This window comes from Enterococcus moraviensis ATCC BAA-383, from assembly GCF_000407445.1.
Classification (GTDB): Bacteria; Bacillota; Bacilli; order Lactobacillales; family Enterococcaceae; genus Enterococcus_L; species Enterococcus_L moraviensis.
Window position 1 is genome coordinate 701,932 of record NZ_ASWB01000001.1, and the last position, 25,461, is coordinate 727,392.

The window sequence follows — 25,461 nt, forward strand, 5'->3', positions numbered from 1 at the left end:
TTTATCCCTCCATTTTTAGACTTCGCAACGTATCATATTCCAAGAAAGTGGCGCAAGTTTTACTGATAATTTCTCTTCGTTTAATTCATAACGCATTGATTGTTTCGGTTTGATTGTCTCCTGATTTGCAGTGTTTGTGTCTTTAATGTCAAAGCCTGCCATTTCTGTGAATTCAATTATTTTCTTCATTGCAAAATCAGTTGTCTCAATTGTAAATGTCATATCTTCTTTTCCTCTGTTAACGGCGAATAGGATGACTTCATTTTGCTCTTCATTTAAAACCGCAATGGTTTCTAGATAAGGAACTGCCTCAAAATCACTTGTCTTATAGGTTGGAGCCTCAATGATTGGAGTCAAAACAGTCCCTCGTCCATAATTTGAGACTTGCATAAAAGGATAGAAAATCGTTTGCCGCCATGCAACGCCATCCGTCTCCGTCATAATCGGTGCAATGACATTGACTAATTGAGCCAGACAAGCAATCTTTACTCGATCCGAATGTTTTAATAACGTAATCAGCAAGCAACCTAATAATAAAGCATCTTCAAAATTATAATGATCTTCCAATAAGGGCGGTGCTACTTGCCATGGTTTGACTTGTTCATCATGTTCATTCGAGTGGTACCAAATGTTCCACTCATCAAAAGATAAGTTGATTTGTTTTTTACTGTGTTTTTTTGCTTTAATTGAATCGCAGATTGCTATGACACCTTGAATAAATTCATCCATATCAAGCGAACGAGCGAGGTAATGTTCTAAATCATCCTCGGGATTGCCGTAATATTGATGCAGTGACAAATAATCGATTTGCTCATATGCATGATCTAAAACAGTTAATTCCCATTCACCAAATGTAGGCATATGACTATTGGAACTGCCACAAAGAACTAGTTCGATCGATTCATCAACTAACTTCATTGCTTTACCCGCTTCTTCGGCTAAGCGCCCGTATTCATCAGCTGTTTTATGACCGATTTGCCAAGGTCCATCCATTTCATTGCCTAAACACCACGTTTTGATACCAAATGGTTTTTCTTGTCCATTTTTCTTACGTTGCTCGCTCCAGTATGTTCCACCTTCAAAATTACAGTATTCCACTAAATTTCGTGCTTCATCGATTCCACGAGTCCCTAGATTAACAGCCATATTGATTTCGGAATCCACTAATTCAATCCATTGTGCAAATTCATGCATCCCTACTTCATTCGTTTCCAGTGACCGCCACGCTAAATCTAACCGTTTAGGTCGCTGTTCTTTTGGACCAACTCCGTCTTCCCAATTGTACCCAGAGAGAAAGTTGCCGCCAGGATAGCGTATCAGTGGACTATTTAATTCTTTCACCAATTCGATCACATCTTGACGAAACCCTTGTTCATTTGCACTTGGATGGTCAGGTTGATAAATCCCTTCATACACCGCTCTTCCCATATGCTCAATAAAAGAACCATAAATGCGTGGATCTACCTCTGAGATTTTGAATTTTTTTGAAATTGTTAATTTGCTCTCCATTTAATCACCTCACTATTTATTTACAAACAAATAATAATCCATTTTGAAATCGCTGTCAACAATATTAATGTTAACAACTAATTAAAAAAAATAGATATAAATTAATATATTAGTTAATAATAAGTAATGATAAGTTTACCTGTTTACACATATTAGCATATATGTTAATATATATATAAATATAAAATGGTGGTGGAGGCTATGCAACTAGAGATTTCTGAAGAAGCATTACCCGTGTATGAAGCATTGGCTAGTTCTGTCCGTATCAGGATCATCAAACTTCTTGCAAAACAAAAAATGAATATCAAAGAAATCGCTCACGAATTAGGACTAAGTAGTGCAATCGTCACTATGCATATAAAAAAACTTGAAGATGCTAATATTATCAAAACTGAAAAAATAGGCCAACAAAAAATTTCTAGCTTACGCGTTGATAATATCGAGATACACTTTCCGGAAAAAATCTTTAACGCTTTTGATACCTTGGAAACAACGATTCCCGTAGGTCACTATACGAACTACTCAGTTGAACCAACTTGTGGACTCGCAACTGCAACTCATTTCATAGGAAAAGTCGATGAACCAAAATATTTTATGGACCCTAGCCGGATGGAAGCACAGATTTTATGGTTCACAAAAGGTTATTTAGAATATCAAACACCAAATTTCTTAACAGTAGATCAAAAATTAGAAATGATTGAACTGTCTATGGAGATTTCTTCTGAATTTCCGTTTTCTAATGACAATTGGCCTTCAGATATTACGTTCTCTTTAAATGGAATCGAGCTTGGAACATGGACTAGTCCTGGGGATTTTGCTGATATACGAGGAAAATATACTCCAGATTGGTATCCAGATAATCTCAATCAGTATGGTCTTTTAAAAACGATTCGTATTATGAATCATGGCACTTATATGGAGGGTGAACCGCTCTCAGAAGTTAAACTATCTGATATAGATGAACGAACAGATACATGGCAATTACGTATTGAAGTTAAAAACGATGCTGAAAATATCGGTGGCTGTACGTTATTTGGGAAAGATTTTGGCAACTATAATCAAGACATCAAAGTGAAGATGTATTATAGCTAATACTCTTCCCATACTCACCAAAAAAACAATCAAGATCACTTACTGATCTTGATTGTTTTTTAGTACTCTTATAGCTCTTTTTTAGCTAAAGCTAGACAGCCGATTGTGCCTGGATCATCTTCTAATTTCGGCGTCACAATATACTTTTCTAGGGGTGGTGTTGTGACATATCCATTGACTAATTTTTCAAATTCACGATGAACTTTTGGTAGCATATGACGCTGTTTCATCACGCCACCACCAAAAATGATCACTTCTGGCGCTAACATCAACGTCGTATTATAGGCTGCTTGCGCAACATAGTATGCTTCAATATCCCAAAAAGGATCATCTTCTGCTAACTCTTGCCCTTTTTTCCCAGCACGTTTTTCGATCGCAGGTCCCGCTGCCATCCCTTCTAAACAATCATTATGAAATGGACAGCTGCCTGAAAATTGATCTGCCTCATGCCGTTTCACGATCATGTGTCCCATTTCAGGATGACTGAACCCTTCAACAAAACGACCATCTTGAATAGCTCCGGCCCCAACACCTGTACCTATCGTATAATACACACAACTAGATAATCCCGCTCCGTTTCCAGCAACATATTCTCCATACGCAGCTGCATTGACATCCGTTGTAAAGGCAATCGGTACATCAAATTCTTTCTTCATTGCTCCAACAAAATCATAGTCTTGCCAAGCCAACTTTGGAGTAGTCGTAATATGTCCATACGTTACCGAATCTTTATGAATATCGATTGGACCAAATGAACCAATTCCGATCGCTTTTATGTTATATTTCTTAAAAAAACCAATAACTAACGCCACCGTTTCCTCAGGTGTTGTGGTAGGAAAACTCACTCTTTCAATAATTTCAAGTTGGTCATTCCCTATACCACACACAAACTTTGTGCCTCCTGCTTCAATACTGCCTAAAAACTTTTCTGTCATTTGTTTCACTCCTAAGTGTCGTCAGTCTTTCGAACAAATTGTGTAATGATCGTTTAGTTGATTTTGTATATTGTGCGACTTTGGTATGGTTTTTGTGGGGATAATACAATATCACCGAACCCATCAAATTCCGTAGCACCTGGACTAACTTGAGTCTCCAGTGTGATACCGCCATGGCTAACTAGTTTATTCCCACGAACATCAGGACCATCATTTCCAAATTGCGCAGTAAAAATCACCACGGCTGGTCGATCCGTGTACATTTCAACAGATAGCTCTTTTTCTGGCGCTGTTATAATTGCTTGTGGTCGATCAAATCCAGTATTGTTCAAAATGAAAGGATGATCTAATCCATCGACTAAGCTATTTTGTTCATAATTCGTTTGAAAAACCTGATCTACAGTCTTAAATTGTCTAAAATCAAAAGGTGTATCTTTCACTGAACGTAATTCCCCCGTTGCGGTAGTATCTTCACTGACTACGGCAAAACGGTCAGCATCTACAAGCAACTCATGTTGCGCAACAGATTGAGTGACATCTCCAGTTAAATTAAAATAAACATGGTTTGTCGGATTGTAAAGTGTCGGTTGGTCGGTTGTAGCGTAATAATCGATGATCCATTCATTTTGGTTCGTTAAAGAGTAAGTCACACTTGCTTTTAGTTCTCCAGGAAAGCCATTTTCTCCATCATGACTCAGATAAGAAAAAATCACTGAAATTTGTTCATTTGTTTCTTTTATCTCAGATTCCCAAAATTTTCTTTCAAAACTTTCTGAACCGCCATGCAGTGTGTGACCGTTTTCAGGATTAACTGGCAATTGATAGTCCTGATTATCAATCGTAAACGTGCCATGTTTGATCCTACCTGCTACCCGTCCGATTGTCGCACCAAAGTAGATATCTTTTTCTAGATATTCTTCCGCAGATTCAAATCCCAAAACAATATTTCGCTCTTCTCCATTTACTGGCACAATCAAATCAACGATTCTTGCTCCCAAGTTGGTAACATTCATTGTTAGACCATTGTCGTTCGTAAGCGAATACAAAATAGCTGTTTCTCCAAAATTTTGACATGTTATTTTCAATACTTTCATCTCTCTTCCTTTAGAAATCGATTTCTCAACTAATTGAACTAAAACTATTCTATCATTTTTAATCGCTATTTTATCTTTAAACTTCATTTTAAATTACTTTTGTTTATATTTACAACTTTTTCGTCAAGTTGCACTCGCTTAAACCTAAGTTAGCACTATTTTATTTTTCAAAACAAAAATGAGATAATCTGCTTAATTATACAGATTACCTCATTAAATGACTTCTTGGTTAGATGCTATCTTTTTTAAGTTTTCGCGTTAATAATTTTTCAAACTCTACTACTACAAATACTACAATTCCCGATAGGAAAGCTAATTTTAGATACGCCCACCCAATCGTCGCTGTCCCCAATGCTAGATGCATGATTGGTGTATACACCAATAAAGCTTGTAAAATGAATAGAACGAGTAAGGACAACCAAAGAACCTTATTCGAAAGTATGCTTTTATTAATTGAAAACTGGTAAATTTCTCGACAATTAATCATATAAAAAATCTGACCAAACACGATTGTTGTAATCAACGTCGTCTGCATAACTGCTTCAGATGCATCCCGATTCTCTAATAATCCATTTACTAAAAAACCTAAAGCTGCTAACAAAAGAGACACATATACAATACGGAAAACCGCATATCGATCTAAAATATTTTCCTTAGGATTTCGTGGCGGCTGATTCATCCCATTTTTTGCTAACGGTTCAAAACCTAAAGCAAAAGACAATGTGATCGTCGTTACCATATTCAACCATAAAATTTGCACGGAAGTCAATGGTAACGGTCTGTCTAACAGCAATGAAACCACTACTAATAATCCTTGTGCAAAGGCTGTCGGTAAAGAAAAATATATTGTTTTTTTCAAATTTTCATAAACACGTCTACCCTCTTTGATTGCAACCGTGATCGTCGCAAAATTATCATCCGCCAAAACCATATCTGCTGCATCTTTCGTTACTTCGGTCCCTTTGATTCCCATAGCGATTCCAATATCAGCTTGTTTAAGCGCAGGTGCATCATTGACCCCATCTCCAGTCATTCCAACAATTTGCCCATTTTTTTGAATGGCATTAACGAGACGTAATTTATGCTCTGGTGTCGTTCTAGCATACACATCGTTGGTTAAGACAACCTCCGCCAATTCTTCATCACTAAGTTGTTCAATCTCTTTTCCAACCAACGCATTTTGATAGTTTTCAAGACCAATTTCCTTTGCGATTGCTACCGCCGTATCTTTGTGATCCCCCGTAATCATTTTGACTGAAATTCCTGCTTTTCGACTGATACGAACTGCCTCGATTGCTTCTTTTTTTGGTGGATCGATTATACCAAATAAACCAGCTAAGATCATTCCGCTTTTTAAGTCTTCATGATCAAGTGTTGTCTGTCCTTTTGTTACTTCTTTAAATGCAGCCGCTAATATACGTTGTCCTTTTTTTGCTTGATGACTGATCTTTTGTTGCCAATACTCTTCATTAAAGGTCTCTGCTTTTCCTTCTGCCAACTGATAGTCAACCATATTTAATAAAACATCTGGCGCACCCTTTAAATAAATATAACGCTTATCTTGGATGTCGACTAATGTAGCCATATATTTATATGAAGAGTCAAACGGAATTTTACTGATGTCATGTTCTTCTTCCACAAGTGCAGTATGATTCGACCAATCAAGTAAAGCTCCCTCCGTTGGGTTACCAATCACTTCTCGCACACCGTTTTTATAGGTGATTTTTGTATCATTACAATAAGAGGCAACTTCTGCCATCTTTCTTAATGCTTCGTCTTGTTCAACCTGCTGAATAGACTCCGCTCCATTTATCGCTGTGTCAATTGTTTCTTTTGACGTAACCAATGCAACAACTTCCATCTCATTTTTTGTCAAAGTTCCTGTTTTATCGGAGCAAATCACTCCCATACTGCCTAGTGTTTCAACTGCTGGCATTTTTTTGATGATCGCATGCTGTCGTGCCATTCGAGTGACACCAACAGACAAAATAATCGACAAAACAGCAGGTAGCCCTTCAGGCACCGCGGAAACTGCTAAAGCAATCATAGAAGAAAGCAATTCGCTTGCCGATAATTCACGGAAAAATAAACTGAATAGCACAAGAAAAACAATGAGGCCCATTAAAAATAAGAAGATCTGTTTATTCAATTGTTTCATCTTTTTGATTAATGGCGTCTCGTTGTTTCCAACACTTTTTAGATGTTGATTAATTTTGCCAATCTCTGTTTGATCACCGATTTGAACAACGATTCCTTTACCTGTTCCACTATTGATCAACGTGCCAGAATAAGCCATATTAAAATGATCCCCTAAATCGGCCTCCTCTTCAAGCGTGAGACTATTTTTCTCAACTGGAGTAGATTCACCTGTCAATATTGCTTCATCGATCACTAAATTATAAGCCTCAATCACCCTAAGGTCCGCTGGCACAATATCACCTGGACTTAGATAGACCAGATCACCAGCAACCAACGATTCCGCTTTAACCGTTTCTTTTTCTCCCTCTATTAAAACCACTGCTTCTGAGCTCATCATAGACGTAAGGCTTTCCAAAGAATCTGTCGCTTTCGCTTCTTGTACATAACCAATAACCGCATTGATGATCACAACCAATAAAATAATTGCCATGTCAATAAAATGACCGCTGACTCCTTTTAGTACGGCTGATACAAGTAATACATAAATCAACAAATCATGAAAATGATGAAGAAACTTTTGTAGTTTACTCACTTCTTTTTCTTTAGATAGCGCATTACTGCCTTCTTCTTGTTTCACTTTTCTTAGTGTTCTATCGAGCCCATTTAAATTCGACTGCAAAGCCGTTAACACTTGCTCAGTTGTCATTTGATACCAGTTCATAACATCTCCTCCTCAATAGTGTCGAAATACTTTATTAAAGTGTACAAAACTAGAGGAATAATTCATAACAAAAAGCCCTTGCCTTAACGAAAATGCTAAAATCTCTTCACTCATTAGCCACAACACATTGAAATAAGTCCATAAAAAATAAGACCCTGCTCATAAATGAGCTGAGTCTTATAACCATTGCTACTTGAATTAAGCTTCTGGGTTGGCGTTGGCATCTTTGATACCATACTTTTTGTTGAAACGGTCCACACGTCCGTCTGCTTGTGTAAATTTTTGACGTCCAGTGTAGAATGGATGAGAGTCAGATGTAACTTCGACACGGATTACTGGATAAGTATTTCCGTCTTCCCACTCAGCTGTTTCATCAGAGTGCTTAGTAGAACCTGATAAAAATTTAAAACCTGTAGTTGAGTCCATAAAAATAACTGGGTGATATTCTGGATGGATATCTTGTTTCATAGTCTTTTCGCTCCTTTGCCCTGATCCATTTGCTGCATCAGAGTTTATTTGTCGATATACAACAGTATTATAATAGCATGATTCGTTTATCGATGCAATTATCTTTTAATATTTTTTTTTGCTTGTCTTCCAAAAGAAACATCATGAAACTCTTCAAAGAACTTTTCGTTGTTTTTTGTTTTACGTAAAAATTTAACAAACTGCTCTGTATACTCCAAAGAGTCACCTGTCATATGATTACGCAGCTTCCATGTTTCTTCCAACTGTTCTGCTGACATTAATAAATCTTCTTTACGAGTACCCGATTTCTTAATATCAATTGCTGGGAAAATACGGCGATCTGCTAAGTCACGGGATAAATGCATTTCCATATTTCCTGTTCCTTTGAATTCCTCAAAGATCACATCGTCCATACGACTCCCAGTATCAACAAGTGCGGTAGCTAAAATCGTTAAGCTTCCACCTTCTTCGATATTTCTAGCAGCACCAAAGAAACGTTTTGGTTTGTAAAAAGCAGCTGGATCGATACCGCCACTTAGTGTTCGACCACTTGCTGGGATGACCAAATTATAAGCACGTGCTAAACGCGTAATACTATCCATCAAAATCACAACATCACGTTTGTCTTCAACTAAACGCATTGCACGTTCCAACACTAATTCAGAAACACGCGTATGATTTTGTGGTTGCTGATCAAAAGTTGAAGAAACCACATCGCCTTTCACACTGCGTTCTAAATCAGTTACTTCTTCTGGTCGTTCATCGATCAAAAGAAGAATTAATTCTACATCAGGATAATTTTCTGAAATACCATTGGCAATTTCTTTCAACACGCTTGTCTTACCTGCTTTAGGTGGCGCAACAATCAGACCACGTTGCCCAAAACCAACTGGAGAAAAAATATCGATCATGCGCGTTGATAACCTGCCAGGAGTTGTTTCTAATTTGATTTGTTTATCGGGGTAAAGTGGTGTTAAAGCTGGGAAATGTGGACGTTCTTTTGCTTCTTCTGGATCTTTCCCATTGACACTTTCAACATGCATTAAACCATAATAACGTTCTGACTCTTTAGGTGGACGTGCTTTTCCAGCTACTTTATCTCCGTTGCGTAAGCCGAATCGGCGAATTTGAGAAGAGGAAATATAAATATCTTCTGCGCTTGGTCCATAATTGATCGGACGTAAAAAACCATAGCCATCTTGAGAAACAATATCCAAAATTCCTTCCATGAAGAAAAATCCTTGTTTCTCAGCCTGTGCTCTAATGACAGCTAAAGAGAGCTCTTTCTTATTCATTTGACTATAATATGGGATCTTGAATTCTTTTGCGTACGAATATATATCTTTTAACGTACTATTTTCAAGTTCCGCCATTGTTAAATAGTCGCTCATTTAGTCACCTCGATTTCTTCTTCTGTTTCAATCATTTGGATATCTGCACCAAGTGCGGTTAATTTTTCAATGATGTGGTCATAGCCACGCAAAATATATTCTACATTATAAATTGTTGTTGTTCCTGTTGCCATTAGTCCAGCGATTACCAAACAAGCACCTGCCCTAAGGTCCGAAGCGACAACCTCTGCTCCATGCAATTGTGTCGGTCCGTTGATTACGATCATGTTTCCTTCAATCGATGCATCCGCACCCATACGTACTAATTCAGGAATATGTTTAGTACGCTGTGCATAGATACTATCAATAACCTCGCCTGTTCCTTTGGCTTTCATCATTAAAGGCGTGATCGGTTGTTGTAAATCTGTCGCAAAACCTGGATATGGATACGTTTTAACAGTTGTCATTTTCAAATCATGAGACGGATGAACTTCGATCATATCTTCTTCAATCGTCATTTTAACGCCCATCTCTTGTAATTTTGCAATGAAACTTTCTAGATGTTCGTAAATCACATTGCGAACCTTAACACCTTCACCCATCGCAGCAGCTAAGGCTAAATAAGTTCCCGCTTCAATTCGATCAGGAATGATTGAATGACGACAGCCATGTAATTTTTCTACACCCTCGATGCGAATGATATCTGTACCAGCTCCACGGATGTTTGCGCCCATATTATTCAACAAAGTAGCCACATCGATGATTTCAGGTTCACGCGCTGCATTCTCAATGATTGTTTTACCTTTCGCTTTAACCGCCGCTAGCATCACATTGATCGTTGCTCCGATTGAAACCATATCCATAAAGATTCTTGTTCCATGAAGCCCTTCTTCTGTTCTTAAATACATTGCACCATGTTCATTCGTCACTTGTGCGCCAAGAGCTTCAAATCCTTTGATATGAAGATCGATTGGACGCGGACCAAGATAACAGCCACCTGGTAGCCCAACAACACCTTCACCAAATTTCCCTAACAACGAGCCCATAAAGTAATAGGAAGCACGAAGACTATTGATTTTGCCTTTTGGCATTGGAACAGAAACGATTTCAGTTGGATCAATCACTAGTGTATTATCAGTAAAGGTTGTTTTAGCACCCATAATTTCTAAAATTTCAATTAAAGAATGTACATCTTGAATATCAGGTACACCATCTAATGTTACTGGTGAATCAGCTAAAATAGCTGCAGGAATAAGTGCTACTGCACTGTTTTTTGCGCCGCTGATAGATACTTCTCCTGTTAATGGACGATTGCCATTGATTACGATTTTTTTCATTTATTATTCTCACCTATCTATGTAAAACAAATAGTTTTATTTTTTTGTAATATACCCAAATCATTTTAACACATTAAGAGACAATAAAAAAGCCAACATCCATTCTCTTTTGGGTATTTTTCATTTTCCTGCTTTTTTTCGCATCTTTTTCAAATGATATTCATTAATTTTAGCGAAAAAAATATTTTAAGTAGAATCTTCATTTCATTTGCAAAAAAAGCTGGAACAACAGCATATCTGTCGTTCCAGCTTAAATTGTTAAAGAAATTAATTATGCTTTGTTAGCAGAACCGAACCATTCGATACGTTGTTCTACTAATTCAGTAACAGCTTTTGTTCCTGGTGCTAATAATTTACGAGGGTCAAAACCTTTACCTTCAAGATCTTTGCCTTCTTCGATATATTTACGAGTTGCAGCAGCAAAAACTTCTTGACACTCAGTGTTAACGTTGATTTTAGAAACGCCCATTGAGATAGCTTTTTGAACTTGCTCTAAAGGAATACCAGAACCTCCGTGTAATACTAACGGAATGTCACCAACAGCGTCAGCGATTTCTTGTAAGTGGTCAAATGCTAATCCAGTCCAGTTTTCTGGGTATGAACCGTGGATGTTACCAATTCCACATGCTAGGTAATCAATACCTGTAGCAACCATTTGTACACATTCTTGTACGTCAGCTAATTCGCCAGAACCAATGATTCCGTCTTCTTCGCCGCCGATTGAACCAACTTCACATTCTACAGAAACGCCTTTAGCGTGAGCTTTAGCAACAACATCTTTTGCTTTTTCGATGTTTTCTTCGAATGGTAAGTGAGAACCATCAAACATTACTGAAGTGTAGCCGATTTCGATACATTCTAGTGCATCTTCGTATTCACCGTGGTCTAAGTGAAGAGCAACTGGTACAGTGATACCCATTGAATCGATCAAGTCTTTTACTAAATCGTAACATACTTGGTATCCACCCATGTATTTAGCCGCACCCATAGAAGTTTGGATCAAAACTGGCGCTTTTTTAGCTTCTGCAGCTTCAAGAATCGCTTTTGTCCATTCTAGGTTGTTTGTGTTGAATCCTCCGACACCGTAGCCGCCTTTGCGAGCTGCTTTAAGAAATTCTGTTCCTGATACTAATGGCATAATAAAATTCCTCCTAAGTTTTAAAAAAACTTTATTTGTTAAGGATATCCTTAACTAACAGTTATATTTTAGCAGACTTTTTAGTACTTTTCTACTAAAATTAACTTTTTCAGAAAACTTTTGTCCATCCTTTCACAAAACTGTAGACACTTGTTGGTTTTTGTCCAAAAAAAAGAGTGAATTGATGAATAGACATCGCTCCACTCTTTAAGTTATTATAATGAAAAACGGATCAATACCACCAAAACAGTAATCACACAGACGAATCCCATCAATATGTACATCATCCATCGTGTTTTTTTTGGCAATCTAACTTCTTCTTGCCCATCAAGCAGACTTCTATAAAATAATATGCATAAAATGAAACCTGGAATATTTAGTGAAAACAGTTGTTGTATCATATTGAATTTTAAATAGGCTCCTAATAAGGAATGACGATAATCACTAGAATCACCAATTAAATACAACCCAAAAAGTTGAAAAAGTAGTAACAAAACGACAATACTTGTTAAGGTCAAACTAGGAATCCCTATAAAAATAGTTGCAGTAGAAACACCTTTGACTGCTGCTAAGATCACTATATATAATCCAAATAATAGCGGAACCATCAACCAGTATCCTGCTAATACACGTTTCAGTTTAGTTGGTTGTAAAAATAGTGTCATCACGACTCCTCCTCGAATTGTTTATTTAAATACGTAACATATTTTCTATAGATCAGATCAACCAATACACTTAATCCAACCAGCGATTGCGCGATGTGCTCTTTTCCTGAAACAGTAAAAGGTGTTGAATAATAAAAATAGGCATATTGAGCATGTTCAGCAAAATAATTATGAGAAAAAGCAGTGATTGTTGCGATAGGGATTTTACGCGCGTTCAACGAAAGAATATTTTCTTTCACATCATCTGTTTCTCCACTTAAAGAGACAAATAAAACGATATCTTCTTTTGTAATCATCGACATACTAATATCCAATTCAGTTTTAACAGGAATAATGATTGAACGCTTGTCACATATCATCAACATCTTAGAAAACTCTTCTATCACTTTTCTTTGTGAATAACCAGTCGCATAACAATACACAGTGTTCGCATGTTGGATCGCTGCACATAATGCGGTGAAATCGGTTTGTTGCGCTAACTTAACTGTATTTTCAATATCCTTTGTTTGTAGAGCAATTAAATCAGTGGCAGTCGTTCCGATATTATTTTGTTTTGATTGTCTCATAAAGTACTTAAATTCTGAATAACCGGAAAATCCTAATTTTTTAGTCAAACGTAAAATTGATGATTTTGAACTATGGACTTTTCCTCCTAATTCAATAATACTGAGACCCATAACCTCTTGCTCATTTTCTAAAATATACCCTAAAATTGACCAATCCATCTCACTTAAATTCTTTTGATGTTTTTGCATCAATGTCTTTAAATTCATATTCAATCCCTCTTTTCCTTAGTTTACTTCCCTTAGTATAAAGGATGAAAAAACAAAACGATACTAAGGGAAATTGCTAAGGAAAATCACTAATCCTGCCTTACTACGAAAGTTTAGGCCAAAACTCTTTATTTGCTTCTACTAAATCATCTAAAATTTCTTGGGCAATTCGAGCATTTGGAACAATTCTTGACAGCATCAGCGCCTGCCATAATTTTTGGTAAGACCCTTCTGCCCATGCCTCAACAACCAATTTTTCAACTGCTACTTGTTGTTCCATCAACCCTTTTTGAAAGCGAGGAATCTTTCCTTGAACAATTGGTTCAGGGCCATTGCTTCCAACTATACACGGCACTTCGACCATCGCTGTCTCATCAAAATTGACCACCGCTCCTTGATTTTCAACGATCAATAACATTCTTTCATGGGTATTATAGGCAATAGCCCTTGCTAGATCCACAATGTATGACGCGTGTTCATCCACTTCTAACGTTGTCTCTTTTGCTGTACCAGCTTTCGTGATTCGATTACATTCGCCAAAAACATGTTTCTCACGACCCGCCATCACTTCATTAGCTCTTGTATATTCTGGATTAGCATGTGCTACCTCATCTTGGGGATAAAAATAATATTTCAAATACGTATTTGGTAGCGTTGTTGGATCAACAGCATAGACTTCTTTGGCTTTAGCAAATGTATGCATCCAGCTAGCATCTGTATGTTGAGATTCTTCTATTTCTTCTTTTAATGAATACCCGTATTCTTTCACATGCTCTTTAATTTTCGGCATCAAATCATTGCCAGCTTGGTCTCTAATATCCGTCCACCAGCCAAAATGATTCAATCCATAATAACGAACCACCATTTCTTTTCTTGAACTTAACCCAATTGATTTTGCCATTCTTTCTTCAATTCCGACAGGCATATCACAAATATTGATGATTTTACTTTCTGGACGTAACTTCCGCGTTGCTTCAGCAACAATTGCTGCTGGATTGGAGTAGTTCAACATCCAGGCATTTGGCGAGTATTTTTCCATATAATCGATCAATTCTAAGACCCCGCCAATCGAGCGCATCCCATATGCAATTCCACCAGGTCCACAGGTTTCCTGTCCAATCACTCCATATTTCAATGGGATTTTTTCGTCTTTTTCTCGCATCGCATAAAGCCCAACCCGAATATGAGCCATCACAAAATCAACATCCGTAAATGCTGTCTGAGGATCCGTTGTCGCCAAAAATTGAATCTCTGGTGCTTGCTCTTTAATGATGATTTCACATGCATCTGCAATTTGTTTTTGCCTTTCCTCATTATTATCATAAAATTTGATTTGTCTTATCGGAAATTTATCCAAGTTATCTAACAGCATTAACACAATTCCGGGAGTAAATGTACTTCCTCCACCTGCAATTACAATCGAAAATTTTTTCATTTCTTTTCTAGCTCCTTCTCTTATTGATTTTCATTTCCTATAGCTAATAAGTTTTCAAACTGTTCTCTGACTTGAGGAACATCTAGTCCAACAATGACTTGAAAAGCTGTCCCATTTCTTACAACGCCATGCGCTCCACCTTCTTTGAATGCTCCATCAGGTAACACGATCTCCTCATCTTTCACCGTAATTCTCAAACGTGTTGCACAATTATTTACTTTTTCAATGTTGTCGCTCCCACCAAAAGCCTCTAGATAAATCGCCGCTTGTTCCGTATATTGATTTGCTCCAGCAATCCCGACATCTCCTAATGTTCCAGCTTTTTTGGCCTCTTTGTATTCTTTTTTACTGTACAATTTAACTTCTTGATCTTCTTCTTCCCTTCCAGGCGTTGCAAAATTAAATTTTAAGATCAAGGCTCGAAAGACAATAAAATAAATCAACGTAAACGATAACCCAATCAGCAACTGTGTGAAGATCATTCCTTTGTGATTAGCAAATAATGGAATCCAGTTTTTTGCTAATAAATCAATAAATCCACCACCCATATCGCCTACCACACCAAAGAAGTACATCGTTGCAGCCATTGTAGCAGCAAGTACCGCATGAAGAATAAATAACGGCGGTGCCACAAACAAGAACGTAAACTCTAATGGTTCAGTGATTCCTGCTAACACAGCAGTCAACGTAACAGGAATTAAAATCGCTAAAACCTTTTTCCGTTTATCTGGTTTTGCTGTGAAATAAAAGGCCGCCGCAATTCCGGGTGAAGCAAATATTTTTGAGTTTCCATGTAACGCAAACCCACCTTGTGGGAATAACTGCTTGATTGGTGTAGTTGTTTGCGCATATTCATTCAAATGGGCCATCCAGTATTTCGTGATCCCGTTTTCAACAACTGCTGGACCAAAAACAAATGGTGTATAAATGAAATGATGCAAGCCTGTAGGAATCAAAATCCGCTCTAAAAATGTATAGAGCCACACGCCGAACGTACCAGCACTTGCTAAGAATGTCTGCATTGACCCAATACCCATTTGAATTTTTGGCCAAATTAGACAAATTAAAAAGGCAATTGGCAACATGGCGAAAAATCCTAAAATCGCAATTAAGGACGATCCTTGGAAAATACCTAAAAAGTCAGGTAATTTGGTATCAAAGTAGCGATTATGAAGCCAAACAACGATTGCTGAAATAAAAATAGCCCCAATAATACCTGTATCCAATGTTTTGATACCCGCAATCAATTTCATTCCACTATCGCCACCAACTTCTTGGGCAAAATCAACGCCAAAAAATGGGCCGAAATACTCTAACATACTGCTAATAAAATAATTACAGGTCAGATAAATCACGAACGCTTCCATCGCTGCACGAGCATTGGCTTTTTTAGCTAAGCCGATCGGTAATCCAATCACAAATAATAACTCCATTTGATTGAATACAGTCCAAGCCCCACTTTCCAATACCGACCAAATGCCATACCAAACAGTTCCTTCATTCGCGATACTCCCTACGATCATCGGATTTTTAAAGATAATCGCAAGCGCTACCATAATTCCTGAGAAAGAAAACAATAATACCGGTGTGAACATTGCTCCTCCAAAACGCTGCACTTTCTCCATCACTAGTGAAACACCCTCCTTCTATTCATTTGTTTTACATGTTAGTTATACCATCGCATGAATGCGCTAACAATACTTTTTCCATCTTCTGGTAATCCAATTAGCAACCAGAGAAAAAGTGTCAAAGAGCGGGAAATTTACCACAAAAAATCACTTTTTCTTTTAAAAAAAAGTTCGATAAAATGTCAGATTAAAACGAGACAATTTATCGAACTACTTTTATTATTTTTATTTTCGCTTCTGCTTCTTCAATTCAGGGAAACTTCCTGTGCTTTTAAAAATTCGTTGTTCATCTTCATTGGCAAACCGGCCCAAAACCGAATGAGTAGGAATGATGTTCATAAATGCATTCTCATCTACTTCGTAAACGATTTGTTCTAAGTCATATAACTCATAACGTGTGATCACCATCATGATCATTCGTCCTTCTACACCAGAATACCCGCCCATTGATGGAAGCAAGGTCATTCCACGAATCATTTGTTTAGAAATGGCTTGTGTTACAATTTCTGGTTGAACCGTCACGATCATTGCTGTAATTTTTTGATGACTGGTATGGATCGTATCGACTACTTGTGTCATACAGTAAATCGAAATAATAGTATATAATGCACTTTCCCAATCAAAAACAAAACCTGCAATTGCAACGATGATCCCATTTAGCATGAACATATAATTGCCAACTGTCTTCCCAGTTGTTTTTGATAACACGAGAGAAATTACATCCATCCCGCCTGTAGTAAAACCCATTTTAAGCGACAGACCAGCCCCAATTCCGATCAACACACCCCCTGCAATAGCATTCATCAAAGGATTGGTCGTGATTACCTCGATTGGAATCAAGATCGTTGTCAAAGAAACCCAAGCTACATTTAAGAAACTGTAAATCGTTGATTCTTTTCCTAGTTTCATAAAGCCTAATATAAAAATTGGAATATTCAATAATAAAATGAACAAACCCGTATCTATCGTAATACCAAGATGTGTATGCAACAATGTTGCAATGATTTGTGCCACACCATTCATCCCCGCAGAAAAAACTTTTGCAGGAATCAAAAAAAAGTTCAAACTGATCGCTACTAAAATCCCCGTAACAACTATAACAGCAAACTTTTTCAATGTCTCACTTCTTTTATATGAAATAACCCATTTACGCATCAAAAACCTCCCCATTTTCTGTAACGTTCAAACATAAAATCCCTCGAATTAGGATAACAGTTTGCTCCATAAAAGAAAAGAGAAACATCAGAAAATGAGGATTATTTTATTCTGATATGTCACATACTCACGAACGTCATCATAGCACACCCTTTCCTGCAAACGTTTTTTATACTTGTTTCTTCCCTATTTAATGGTACTATAAAAGTAAGAAATTAAGAGAGGAGCTCAGCACATGGCAGCAAAAGAAGCAAGTTTTGACGTAACATCCGAAATGAATATGGAAGAAGTTAAAAATTCGATCCAAATCGCACTGAAAGAAATCAAGAACCGTTTTGATTTTAAAGGATCAATCGCCGATATAAAATTAGAAAATAACAAATTGGTCGTTGTTGCAGAAGATGATTACAAAATTGAACAAGTAAAAGATGTCTTGTTCAGTAAGCTCGTTAAACGAGCGGTACCAATCAAGAATATTCACTTTTCGACAAGCGAAAAAGCATTAGGTGGTTCTGCTCGTCAATATGGGGATTTAATTAGTGGAATCGATCGTGACAATGCAAAAAAAATCAATGTTGCAATCAAAAATTCTGGTATTAAAGTGAAATCACAGATTCAAGAAGATCAAATCAGGGTAACAGGAAAAAGTCGTGATGACCTACAAAAAGTAATCACTTTGCTTAGAAATTTAGACTTGCCCGTGGAATTACAATTCACGAATTTCAGATAAATAAAAAGGTATAGCCTGACGGTTATACCTTTTTATTTATCTTATTCACTCAAAAAATCAATTAATTCAGAGCTGTTTTTACCACTATTTAGCCCAACAATCAAGCGGATACGGGCTTTTGGACCGTTTAATCCTCTAGAAAAAATAATACCCATTTTTTTAAGATTGACACCACCGCCTTGGTAATCATAAATATCTTCTGCGATGCCATTAGAACAACGTGAAACTAAAACAATTGGAATATTTCTAGCTAAAAGTCTTTCTAGTGCCGGTAATGTTTCAGGAGGAAGATTTCCTGCCCCCAATGCTTCAATCACAATCCCATCTGTTTGCTCATTATCCACTAAATCAAACAAGCTACCATCCATCCCAGCATAGGCTTTGATAACATAAACTTCACCTGTAACTTTTTTTATATCGCATACTTCTTGCGGCCGTACTTCACTGGCAAAAAATGTTCGTTCTTTTGCAATCATGCCAATTGGGCCAAATGTCGGTGTTCGAAATGTCGCTACATTGGTCGTATGTGTTTTTGTCACATAACGCGCCGTGTGGATTTCATCGTTCATTACGACCAATACACCTTTTCCATATGATTCATCGGAGCATGCCGTCCATACCGCGCTAATAAAATTATATAAGCCATCCGTTCCGATTTCATTGCTTGAACGCATCGCACCTGTTAGGACTACAGGTATTTTATTTTCTAGTGTAATGTCTAAAAAGTAGGCTGTTTCCTCTAATGTGTCCGTTCCATGCGTAATAACCACACCATCAACATTTTCAGTATAGGCTCTTTGGATACGTTGCTTTAATTCTAACATTCGCTCTAATGTCATATGAGGAGAAGGAATATTGAAAATCGGTTCAACGACTAAATTCACTTTTCCCGCTACTAATTCTTCTTGGTTCAGCAATGGATTCATATTATTGGTTGTAACATTGCCATCTGCTTCCTTTGACATCGAAATCGTGCCACCTGTATGTAACACTAGAATTGTTTTCATCTTCATTCTCCTTTTGATTCATTTTCTTTGTTCCTTATTTAGCTTTTCGCTCAAAAAAGAGCCGACAATCGAACCCTCGGCTTCTTTTAATTATTATACGATCTGAACTATTATACAATTCACTGCTTTTTTAGTATACCAGTAACACGTGTTTTTTCCTATCATCAACCGCTCGTTTTATTGCCAAAATTGCTGCAAGAATTGTTGTGTACACTCGGATGAATACGACGTTTTGGCCTGATTCCAATGTGGCGGAAAAAAACGTTTGACTGCATTTGTCGAAAACCGTTGATCCAAAAGTAGAACAACACCGCGATCATTAGTATCTCTAATAACACGACCTGCAGCTTGCAACACTTTATTCATACCCGGAATTTGATAGGCAAATTGAAACCCTTGATTCTTTTCTCGATCATAATATTCTTTGATCAGCTCTTGTTCATGATTGATTTGTGGAAGTCCAACACCCACAATTACTGTGCCAATCAATCGGCTACCTTTTAAATCGATACCTTCTGAAAAGATACCGCCTAACACACAAAAACCAACTAATGTTTCCTCAGGTTCTGAAATAAAATCAGCTAAAAAGGCCTCTCGCTCCGCTTCATTCATCATACTTGCCTGAATCTTAGTTTTGACATGGGGATGTTGCTTTTTGAACTGTTCATAAATACTATCCATATAGGCGTATGACGGAAAAAAGACAAAATAGTTTCCTTTTTTTTGCTGGATCATATTAGTCAAACTGGCAATAATCTTTTCATAACTACTTTCACGCTCTTTGTATGTGGTTTGGATATACTGCTCAATTACTAGCAACTGATTTTCTTTTGGAAAAGGACTAGGTATTCGATAGCGTAAGCTTGCTTCTCCTCCACCTAAAATTTCCTGATAGTAATCTAGTGGCGTCAAACTAGCTGAAAATAAAACACTTGCCTTTCCTTTATCTAATTTTTGCTTTAAAAGATAACTTGGATCGATACAAAACTGCTTCACTAGGATATCGTGATTTTGACAATTTACATACGTACAGTAATGATCATCATACCCTTCACTGATTTTAGTATAATTCAGCAAATCAAAATACACAGATAATACTTGGTTTATTTCCTGATAGTCCTGATTTTCAGGAAGCCACTCTTTAATTTTTTCAGCAAGAGAGTATGCAACTTTGACTAGAGAATCAATAGGAGCATTTTGATGAACAAATTCTTTTTCTTCCTCATCACAAATCTGCTTGATTTTATCAAATTCTTTTTCGATTTTGTTCAATGCCCGAATCAATTTTGTTTGCTTTTTATCAAGCGTTTCTTTTAGGCTTGTTAGTTTACTTTTCGACAAAACAGCGGAATACATTTCTCTGGAACGATTGACTAAATTATGAACTTCATCCACTAAAAAAATGTTCTCTTTGTCTTCTGTCTGCTCTTCAAAAAAGCGTCTTAAATAGACGACTGGATCAAATAAATAATTATAATCACAGATCACCAAGTCACACCATAAACTAACATCTAAGGATAGCTCAAACGGACACAGGGTATGTTTTTGAGCATAGCTTTCTATCACTTCTCGGGTAAACTGACTTTCATTATTCAACAAATCCCATAGCCCTTCATTCAAACGATCATAATACCCATTAGCAAATGGACAAGCTTCTGGTGTACAGTTACGTTCCGTCAAAAAACAAATTTTATCTTTGGCTGTTAGAGTCACACTTTTTAACTTCATCTCTTTTTGTTTCATTGCCTCTACAGCATCTTCAGCTACTTGGCGAGTGATTGTTTTGGCCGTTAAATAAAACACTCTCTCCGCTTGTTCTTCACCCATTGCCTTTAGCGTGGGAAACAGCGTAGAAATCGTCTTTCCAGTTCCGGTGGGGGCTTCTACAAAAAGTTTTTGATCGCTTAAAATTGTTTTATAAACAGCAACCGCTAGCTCTCTTTGACCAGCTCGATACTCTCCATAAGGAAAAGACAATTTTTGCAATGAGCGATTGCGCGTCTTACGCCAATTGGCTTTAAAGATCAACCATTGTTCATATTTTTGTGTTAGATCGTCAAAAAAAATCTTTAATTCTTCCTTCGTAAACTCCTTTTCCTGACGTGTGATCTCTTCAGTTGTTGTCTGAAAATAGGTCAACTGTAGCGTGATTGTTTCTAAATCATTTTGTTGACAGTAAATATGTCCGTAGCACATCACTTGGTACCAAAACATGTCGATTTGTTCATCTAACAGTTCCGAAAATGCTGGCTCAGATGTTTTGATTTCATCAATCACTGTTCGCTTTTTATCATCAATAAAAATACCGTCTGCACGGCCTTCAATTATGTATGTTTGTTTATTTAATTCTATGTCGATAGCAAGTTTGATTTCTTTTTGATAATTGTCGCCAGCTGTTTTCTGCAATGCACGATGGATTTTTGCGCCTTCCAAAGCTGTATGTTCACTGGTATGTCGCGCATCTATACTTCCTTTTCGTAAAATAAATTCCACTAATCTGCGGACCGCAATTTTTTGTGTATTCTGCATGTTCACTCCCACCTATCATGTTTCTATTATAGAACATACATTCGCAAAATAAAAGAGGGAAATCTGACAGAGATTTTTTACCTCAGTCAAGTTTCCTTCTTTTTCAACCCTATAAAATGTACTGTATCAAGTTGAATAGTCACTATTTATTTTGACATACTCATAACTCAAATCACAACCAATCACTTCAAAACATTCTGTGCCATGATGTAAATCCACGGTTAAATAGATATCTTCATGTTGCTTAATGTATGCTGCGATTTGATCGATATGTTGTTTTTCTTCATTATTATTTGAAAAAATAGCATAATCTCCATAATAGATTTCTACTTTATTCAAATCAAAAACCAATCCCTCTGTCTTGCCAAGTGCCATTGCAATTCTTCCCCAATTAGGATCATTTCCGAATAATGCCGTTTTGACTAAAGGAGAATTGATGATCGATTTACCTGCTAATTTGGCTTGTTCCTTACTTTCAGCATTTTTGACGGTAACAAACATTGTTTTCGTCGCTCCCTCAGCATCTTTCACAACAGCGAGTGCCAATTCCTTACACAATTGATTCAATCCCATCTGCAACGCTGCTTTGTCAACATCATAGTGTCTACTCGCTAAGAAAGCTACGGTATCACTAGTACTAGTATCGCTATCAATACTAATTGTATTAAATGATTGATCCACAGCCGTTTTCAACATAGGATAAATCTCTTCTTTCTCTATTTTCGCATCTGTCAATACGTAAGCCAACATTGTTGCCATGTTCGGCTCAATCATCCCAGAACCTTTGACAACGCCTAAAATCGTAGCTTCTCCTATGGTTATACTACGTACTTTTATCTGTTGATCTGTTGTCAAAATAGCGTGAGCAAAATCTTCATAATTTTCTTTTAGCTCAATTGTTTCTGCGTCTAAAAAGGTTTCTATTAAATCGATCGGTAATTGTGGTCCAATAACACCTGTTGAAGATGGTAGAATATTGTTTGTTTCTATCTGTAATTGATTTGACACACTATCTAAAATCCTATATTCATTCTCTCTGCCAGTTTGCCCTGTTGCGACATTGGCAATCCCGCTTGTTACTACAACGGCTTGTAGTTCAGCATTTTCCACATGGGCTCTTCCGATTGGAATACATTCTCCACAAAATGTATTTTTTGTAAAAACAGCCGCAGCGTGACAAATAGCGTCAGCTACAATCAACCCAAAATCTTTTCTTTTTTTCTTGATCCCAACATGTGTTCCATAAAATTTAAATCCCTTAGGCACCTTTTCATAATTTCCCATAAATAACACCTTCCTGTACATTATCCTGAATCCTTCATTTAAGAGTTATATTTCACTAATTTTATAAAAGTATAAATCAAAGCCATAAGATAGTCAATGAATTTTTTATCATAAAATCAAATTAAAAAGGATTTTTATGCATAAAAATAGGTTTGAAAGAACAATAATATGATTCTTTATGTAGGAACACAAAGATGAATCATTTTCCAAATTCTAAAACTGCATACAAAAAGACTGTAAACTTTCTCCTAGAATTTAGGAATTTGTTTACAGTCGAAATAGGCTACATAATCGTCCTATGTCTTTGATTCAGCTTTTCTTCACTCACTATTATCTAAACTTAAATACTTTGTTTCACAGTAATATCCTTTACCGCCAACATACACTTTTTCTATTTCTCTTTTACTATTGGTTTGTAATTTAACTAATATTTTGGAAGGCGACTGCAAAGAATATCCTTGTTCAAACACATACAGATCCTTTTTCACCCCATGTTGTTGATAGAGATAGCACGCTAACGCGCCATTTGACGTTCCGGTTGCCGCTTCTTCATCAATATCATATAACGGGGCAAAATTTCTACATATTATTCGGTCGTCATCAAAAGCATACAGATGCATCCCAACAACGCCATATTGCTTGCTGATCCCTTTAATTTCATCAAAATTAGGTTGTAATTCCATTAATTGTGCAGCGCTTTTTATAGGGACCAAAATATCTTTTAAACCTGTTGAGACAATTTGGATTGGATAAGTATCATCAATCATTTTACTATCAAAACACGCAGTAAACTCAGTTGATGAAATAACATCATAAAATTTGGGCTGTGTTTGTTCCATGAATAGGATACCATCTTTTATTGTAATCGTAAGAACACCGCTATTTGTTTCAATCGTATAGCGTTCTCGTGTAAGGTTATTTAACTTCATCAATATGACAAAAGAACCTATTGTCGCATGACCGCATAAATCAACTTCTTCTTTTGGTGTAAAATATTCAAATTTATAATCTGCACATTCAGACTCTGTTATAAATGCAGTTTCTGCATAACCTAATTGTTTCGCTATTGCCATTTTTTGCGTTCTTGTCAAGGCGTTCTCAAACAAAACTACACCTGCTTTGTTTCCACCTGTATAGCCTTGGCTAAATGCACTTGCAACATAAACTGGTATTCTCATAAGCAACTTTTTCCTCCAACCTATAAATCCTTTTTTATAAAACAAGAGACAAACGAATTTGGCCTTAGAACTTCCAAAATCAGTTTGCCTACAATTTAAGCATCTGGATTTCTCCAGATGCTCTATCATTGAGTAACGTATTAATTATTTTTACCAAAGATACGCAAGAATGCTAAGAATAAGTTAATGAAATCAAGATATAGTTGTAAAGCAAAGAATACGGCAATACCAGTCCCAGCTTGTCCACCCGTTTCATTATACACTTGGCGAATTCTTTGATTATCATAGGCAGTAATTCCCGCAAAAATCAAAACCATCAAAATTGAAATGAAAAATGATACTGCACCACTACGTAAGAAAAAGAAATTGATGACCATCGCAATAATAATTCCGATCAAGGCACTATAAGCAGCATGACCCATTGCAGATAAATCTTTCTTTGTAAACATTCCAACGAATGCCATCGCACCAAATGTTGCGGCTGCACTGACAAAGGCACTTACGACCGTTGTTTGAGCGTATAATAACAACGTTGCAGAGATCGTCACCCCGTTTAAGATAGAGTAAACTAAAAATCCGCTAATTGCTAAAGTCGGATTTTTTTGTGCTCTAACGCCTAAGAATAAAACTAAGCCGATTTGCAACAACCATAGTCCGAAAAATAACACTGTAGAATTTAATAATGTTACTAATACAATTGGGAAAACATTTAAAATCAGATAGGATACCAATGCGCTAACACCGATTCCCATCGCCAAAAATGCATATATTTTTGAATAAAACTTGTTTATTCCAGCATTTACTACTGCTCCATTATTCATCTATATCTCCTACTTTCTCCTCTAAATCTGCTAATGTGACTTGAGGGGGTTGTACCATTACGACCGCATCAAGCACACGATTTTCTTCTTCATTAACAGCTTCAATCGAAATCGTTACAACATCTTTCATTTTATCGACTTTGATCACTTCAAACTGAAACGTCAATGTCTCATAATGAAAAACTGGTTCCACAAAGTTTACTGAAAAATTGACCACATGAGAGCCAGGTCCAGGTAAATGTTTTGAAATAGCACTAGTAATGATTCCCATCAGCATGATCGATGGTACGATTGGTTTGCCATATTCTGTTTTTTGGGCATAATCATGTTGGATATATAAGGGATTGGCATCGTTGGTTAAGCCCAAATAAAGAAGTAAATCTTTATCTTCGATCGATTCGGTTAAAGACAGCGAATCGCCTTCCTCAATATCTTCGATGGTTTTGCCTAATTTTCTCGGTTTTCCGATATTCAAATTAGTACACCTCCACT

The 25,461-nt window shown here is 36.8% G+C and carries 21 protein-coding genes; 2 read left to right on the forward strand and 19 right to left on the reverse strand.

All coding sequences use genetic code 11. The annotated features are described in order from the left end of the window. Positions 1-15 precede the first annotated feature (15 nt). Positions 16-1,509: an arabinosylfuranosidase ArfA gene (arfA, locus tag I586_RS03330; protein ID WP_010764584.1), complete on the reverse strand. Its 1,494-nt coding sequence runs from the start codon at positions 1,507-1,509 to the stop codon at positions 16-18. A 201-nt stretch (positions 1,510-1,710) separates the two neighbouring features. On the opposite strand from arfA, the gene I586_RS03335 reads away from it, so the two are divergent. Then, positions 1,711-2,601 (forward strand): ArsR/SmtB family transcription factor, encoded by an 891-nt coding sequence (locus I586_RS03335; RefSeq protein WP_010764583.1) that lies wholly within the window; start codon positions 1,711-1,713, stop codon positions 2,599-2,601. Positions 2,602-2,669: 68 nt separating this feature from the next. Here the strand turns inward: I586_RS03335 and scrK are convergent, their stop codons facing one another. The 12 genes from scrK to I586_RS03395 all read right to left on the reverse strand — a co-directional run bounded on the left by scrK (position 2,670) and on the right by I586_RS03395 (position 17,420). Then, positions 2,670-3,536, reverse strand: a complete 867-nt coding sequence (scrK, locus tag I586_RS03340; RefSeq protein WP_010764582.1) for a fructokinase ScrK — start codon at positions 3,534-3,536, stop codon at positions 2,670-2,672. A 53-nt stretch (positions 3,537-3,589) separates the two neighbouring features. Then, positions 3,590-4,630, reverse strand: coding sequence for an aldose epimerase family protein (locus I586_RS03345; RefSeq protein WP_174270378.1), 1,041 nt, complete (start codon positions 4,628-4,630; stop codon positions 3,590-3,592). A 229-nt stretch (positions 4,631-4,859) separates the two neighbouring features. After that, positions 4,860-7,490, reverse strand: a complete 2,631-nt coding sequence (locus I586_RS03350; protein WP_010764580.1) for an HAD-IC family P-type ATPase — start codon at positions 7,488-7,490, stop codon at positions 4,860-4,862. Between the two features lie 198 nt (positions 7,491-7,688). Beyond that, entirely contained in the window at positions 7,689-7,958 is a 270-nt protein-coding gene (locus tag I586_RS03355) for a type B 50S ribosomal protein L31 (RefSeq protein ID WP_010764579.1), read from the reverse strand. A 98-nt stretch (positions 7,959-8,056) separates the two neighbouring features. Continuing rightward, positions 8,057-9,349 carry a transcription termination factor Rho gene (gene rho / locus I586_RS03360; RefSeq protein WP_010764578.1) on the reverse strand — a complete coding sequence of 431 codons (1,293 nt, stop codon included), beginning with the start codon at positions 9,347-9,349 and terminating at the stop codon, positions 8,057-8,059. Continuing rightward, entirely contained in the window at positions 9,346-10,626 is a 1,281-nt protein-coding gene (locus I586_RS03365; RefSeq protein WP_010764577.1) for a UDP-N-acetylglucosamine 1-carboxyvinyltransferase, read from the reverse strand. The genes rho and I586_RS03365 overlap by 4 nt, the downstream gene beginning before the upstream one ends. Positions 10,627-10,897: 271 nt before the next feature. Then, on the reverse strand, positions 10,898-11,764 hold the full coding sequence (locus I586_RS03370; RefSeq protein WP_010764576.1) for a class II fructose-bisphosphate aldolase: 867 nt from the start codon (positions 11,762-11,764) through the stop codon (positions 10,898-10,900). A gap of 215 nt (positions 11,765-11,979) precedes the next feature. After that, complete coding sequence (locus I586_RS03375) at positions 11,980-12,429, reverse strand: hypothetical protein (protein WP_010764575.1); 450 nt, start codon at positions 12,427-12,429, stop codon at positions 11,980-11,982. Beyond that, entirely contained in the window at positions 12,429-13,202 is a 774-nt protein-coding gene (locus tag I586_RS03380) for a MurR/RpiR family transcriptional regulator (RefSeq protein ID WP_010764574.1), read from the reverse strand. The genes I586_RS03375 and I586_RS03380 overlap by 1 nt, the downstream gene beginning before the upstream one ends. A gap of 103 nt (positions 13,203-13,305) precedes the next feature. After that, entirely contained in the window at positions 13,306-14,637 is a 1,332-nt protein-coding gene (locus tag I586_RS03385; RefSeq protein WP_010764573.1) for a 6-phospho-alpha-glucosidase, read from the reverse strand. A 20-nt stretch (positions 14,638-14,657) separates the two neighbouring features. Continuing rightward, positions 14,658-16,265 (reverse strand): alpha-glucoside-specific PTS transporter subunit IIBC, encoded by a 1,608-nt coding sequence (locus I586_RS03390; protein ID WP_010764572.1) that lies wholly within the window; start codon positions 16,263-16,265, stop codon positions 14,658-14,660. Between the two features lie 225 nt (positions 16,266-16,490). Beyond that, a complete protein-coding gene (locus tag I586_RS03395) occupies positions 16,491-17,420 on the reverse strand; it encodes a YitT family protein (RefSeq protein ID WP_010764571.1) in 930 nt (309 codons plus the stop codon). A 235-nt stretch (positions 17,421-17,655) separates the two neighbouring features. Here I586_RS03395 and I586_RS03400 point away from each other — a divergent pair, with 235 nt between their 5' ends. After that, on the forward strand, positions 17,656-18,150 hold the full coding sequence (locus I586_RS03400) for a YajQ family cyclic di-GMP-binding protein (RefSeq protein WP_010764570.1): 495 nt from the start codon (positions 17,656-17,658) through the stop codon (positions 18,148-18,150). 41 nt (positions 18,151-18,191) lie between these two features. On the opposite strand, the gene I586_RS03405 is transcribed toward I586_RS03400, so the two are convergent. From I586_RS03405 to I586_RS03430, 6 genes are all read right to left on the reverse strand, one after another. Beyond that, the gene (locus I586_RS03405; protein ID WP_010764569.1) at positions 18,192-19,157 is read right to left on the reverse strand and encodes an asparaginase; all 966 of its coding nucleotides are present in this window, start codon (positions 19,155-19,157) and stop codon (positions 18,192-18,194) included. 177 nt (positions 19,158-19,334) lie between these two features. Further along, positions 19,335-21,686: an ATP-dependent DNA helicase gene (locus I586_RS03410; RefSeq protein ID WP_010764568.1), complete on the reverse strand. Its 2,352-nt coding sequence runs from the start codon at positions 21,684-21,686 to the stop codon at positions 19,335-19,337. 126 nt (positions 21,687-21,812) lie between these two features. Continuing rightward, positions 21,813-22,970, reverse strand: a complete 1,158-nt coding sequence (gene argJ, locus I586_RS03415; RefSeq protein ID WP_034701443.1) for a bifunctional glutamate N-acetyltransferase/amino-acid acetyltransferase ArgJ — start codon at positions 22,968-22,970, stop codon at positions 21,813-21,815. A gap of 320 nt (positions 22,971-23,290) precedes the next feature. Next, positions 23,291-24,148 carry a PhzF family phenazine biosynthesis protein gene (locus I586_RS03420; RefSeq protein ID WP_010764566.1) on the reverse strand — a complete coding sequence of 286 codons (858 nt, stop codon included), beginning with the start codon at positions 24,146-24,148 and terminating at the stop codon, positions 23,291-23,293. A gap of 140 nt (positions 24,149-24,288) precedes the next feature. Next, positions 24,289-24,969, reverse strand: a complete 681-nt coding sequence (locus I586_RS03425) for a Bax inhibitor-1/YccA family protein (RefSeq protein WP_010764565.1) — start codon at positions 24,967-24,969, stop codon at positions 24,289-24,291. Further along, positions 24,962-25,444 carry a MaoC family dehydratase gene (locus I586_RS03430; protein WP_010764564.1) on the reverse strand — a complete coding sequence of 161 codons (483 nt, stop codon included), beginning with the start codon at positions 25,442-25,444 and terminating at the stop codon, positions 24,962-24,964. Before I586_RS03430 ends, I586_RS03425 begins: the two co-directional genes overlap by 8 nt. Between the last annotated feature and the right edge of the window lie 17 nt (positions 25,445-25,461).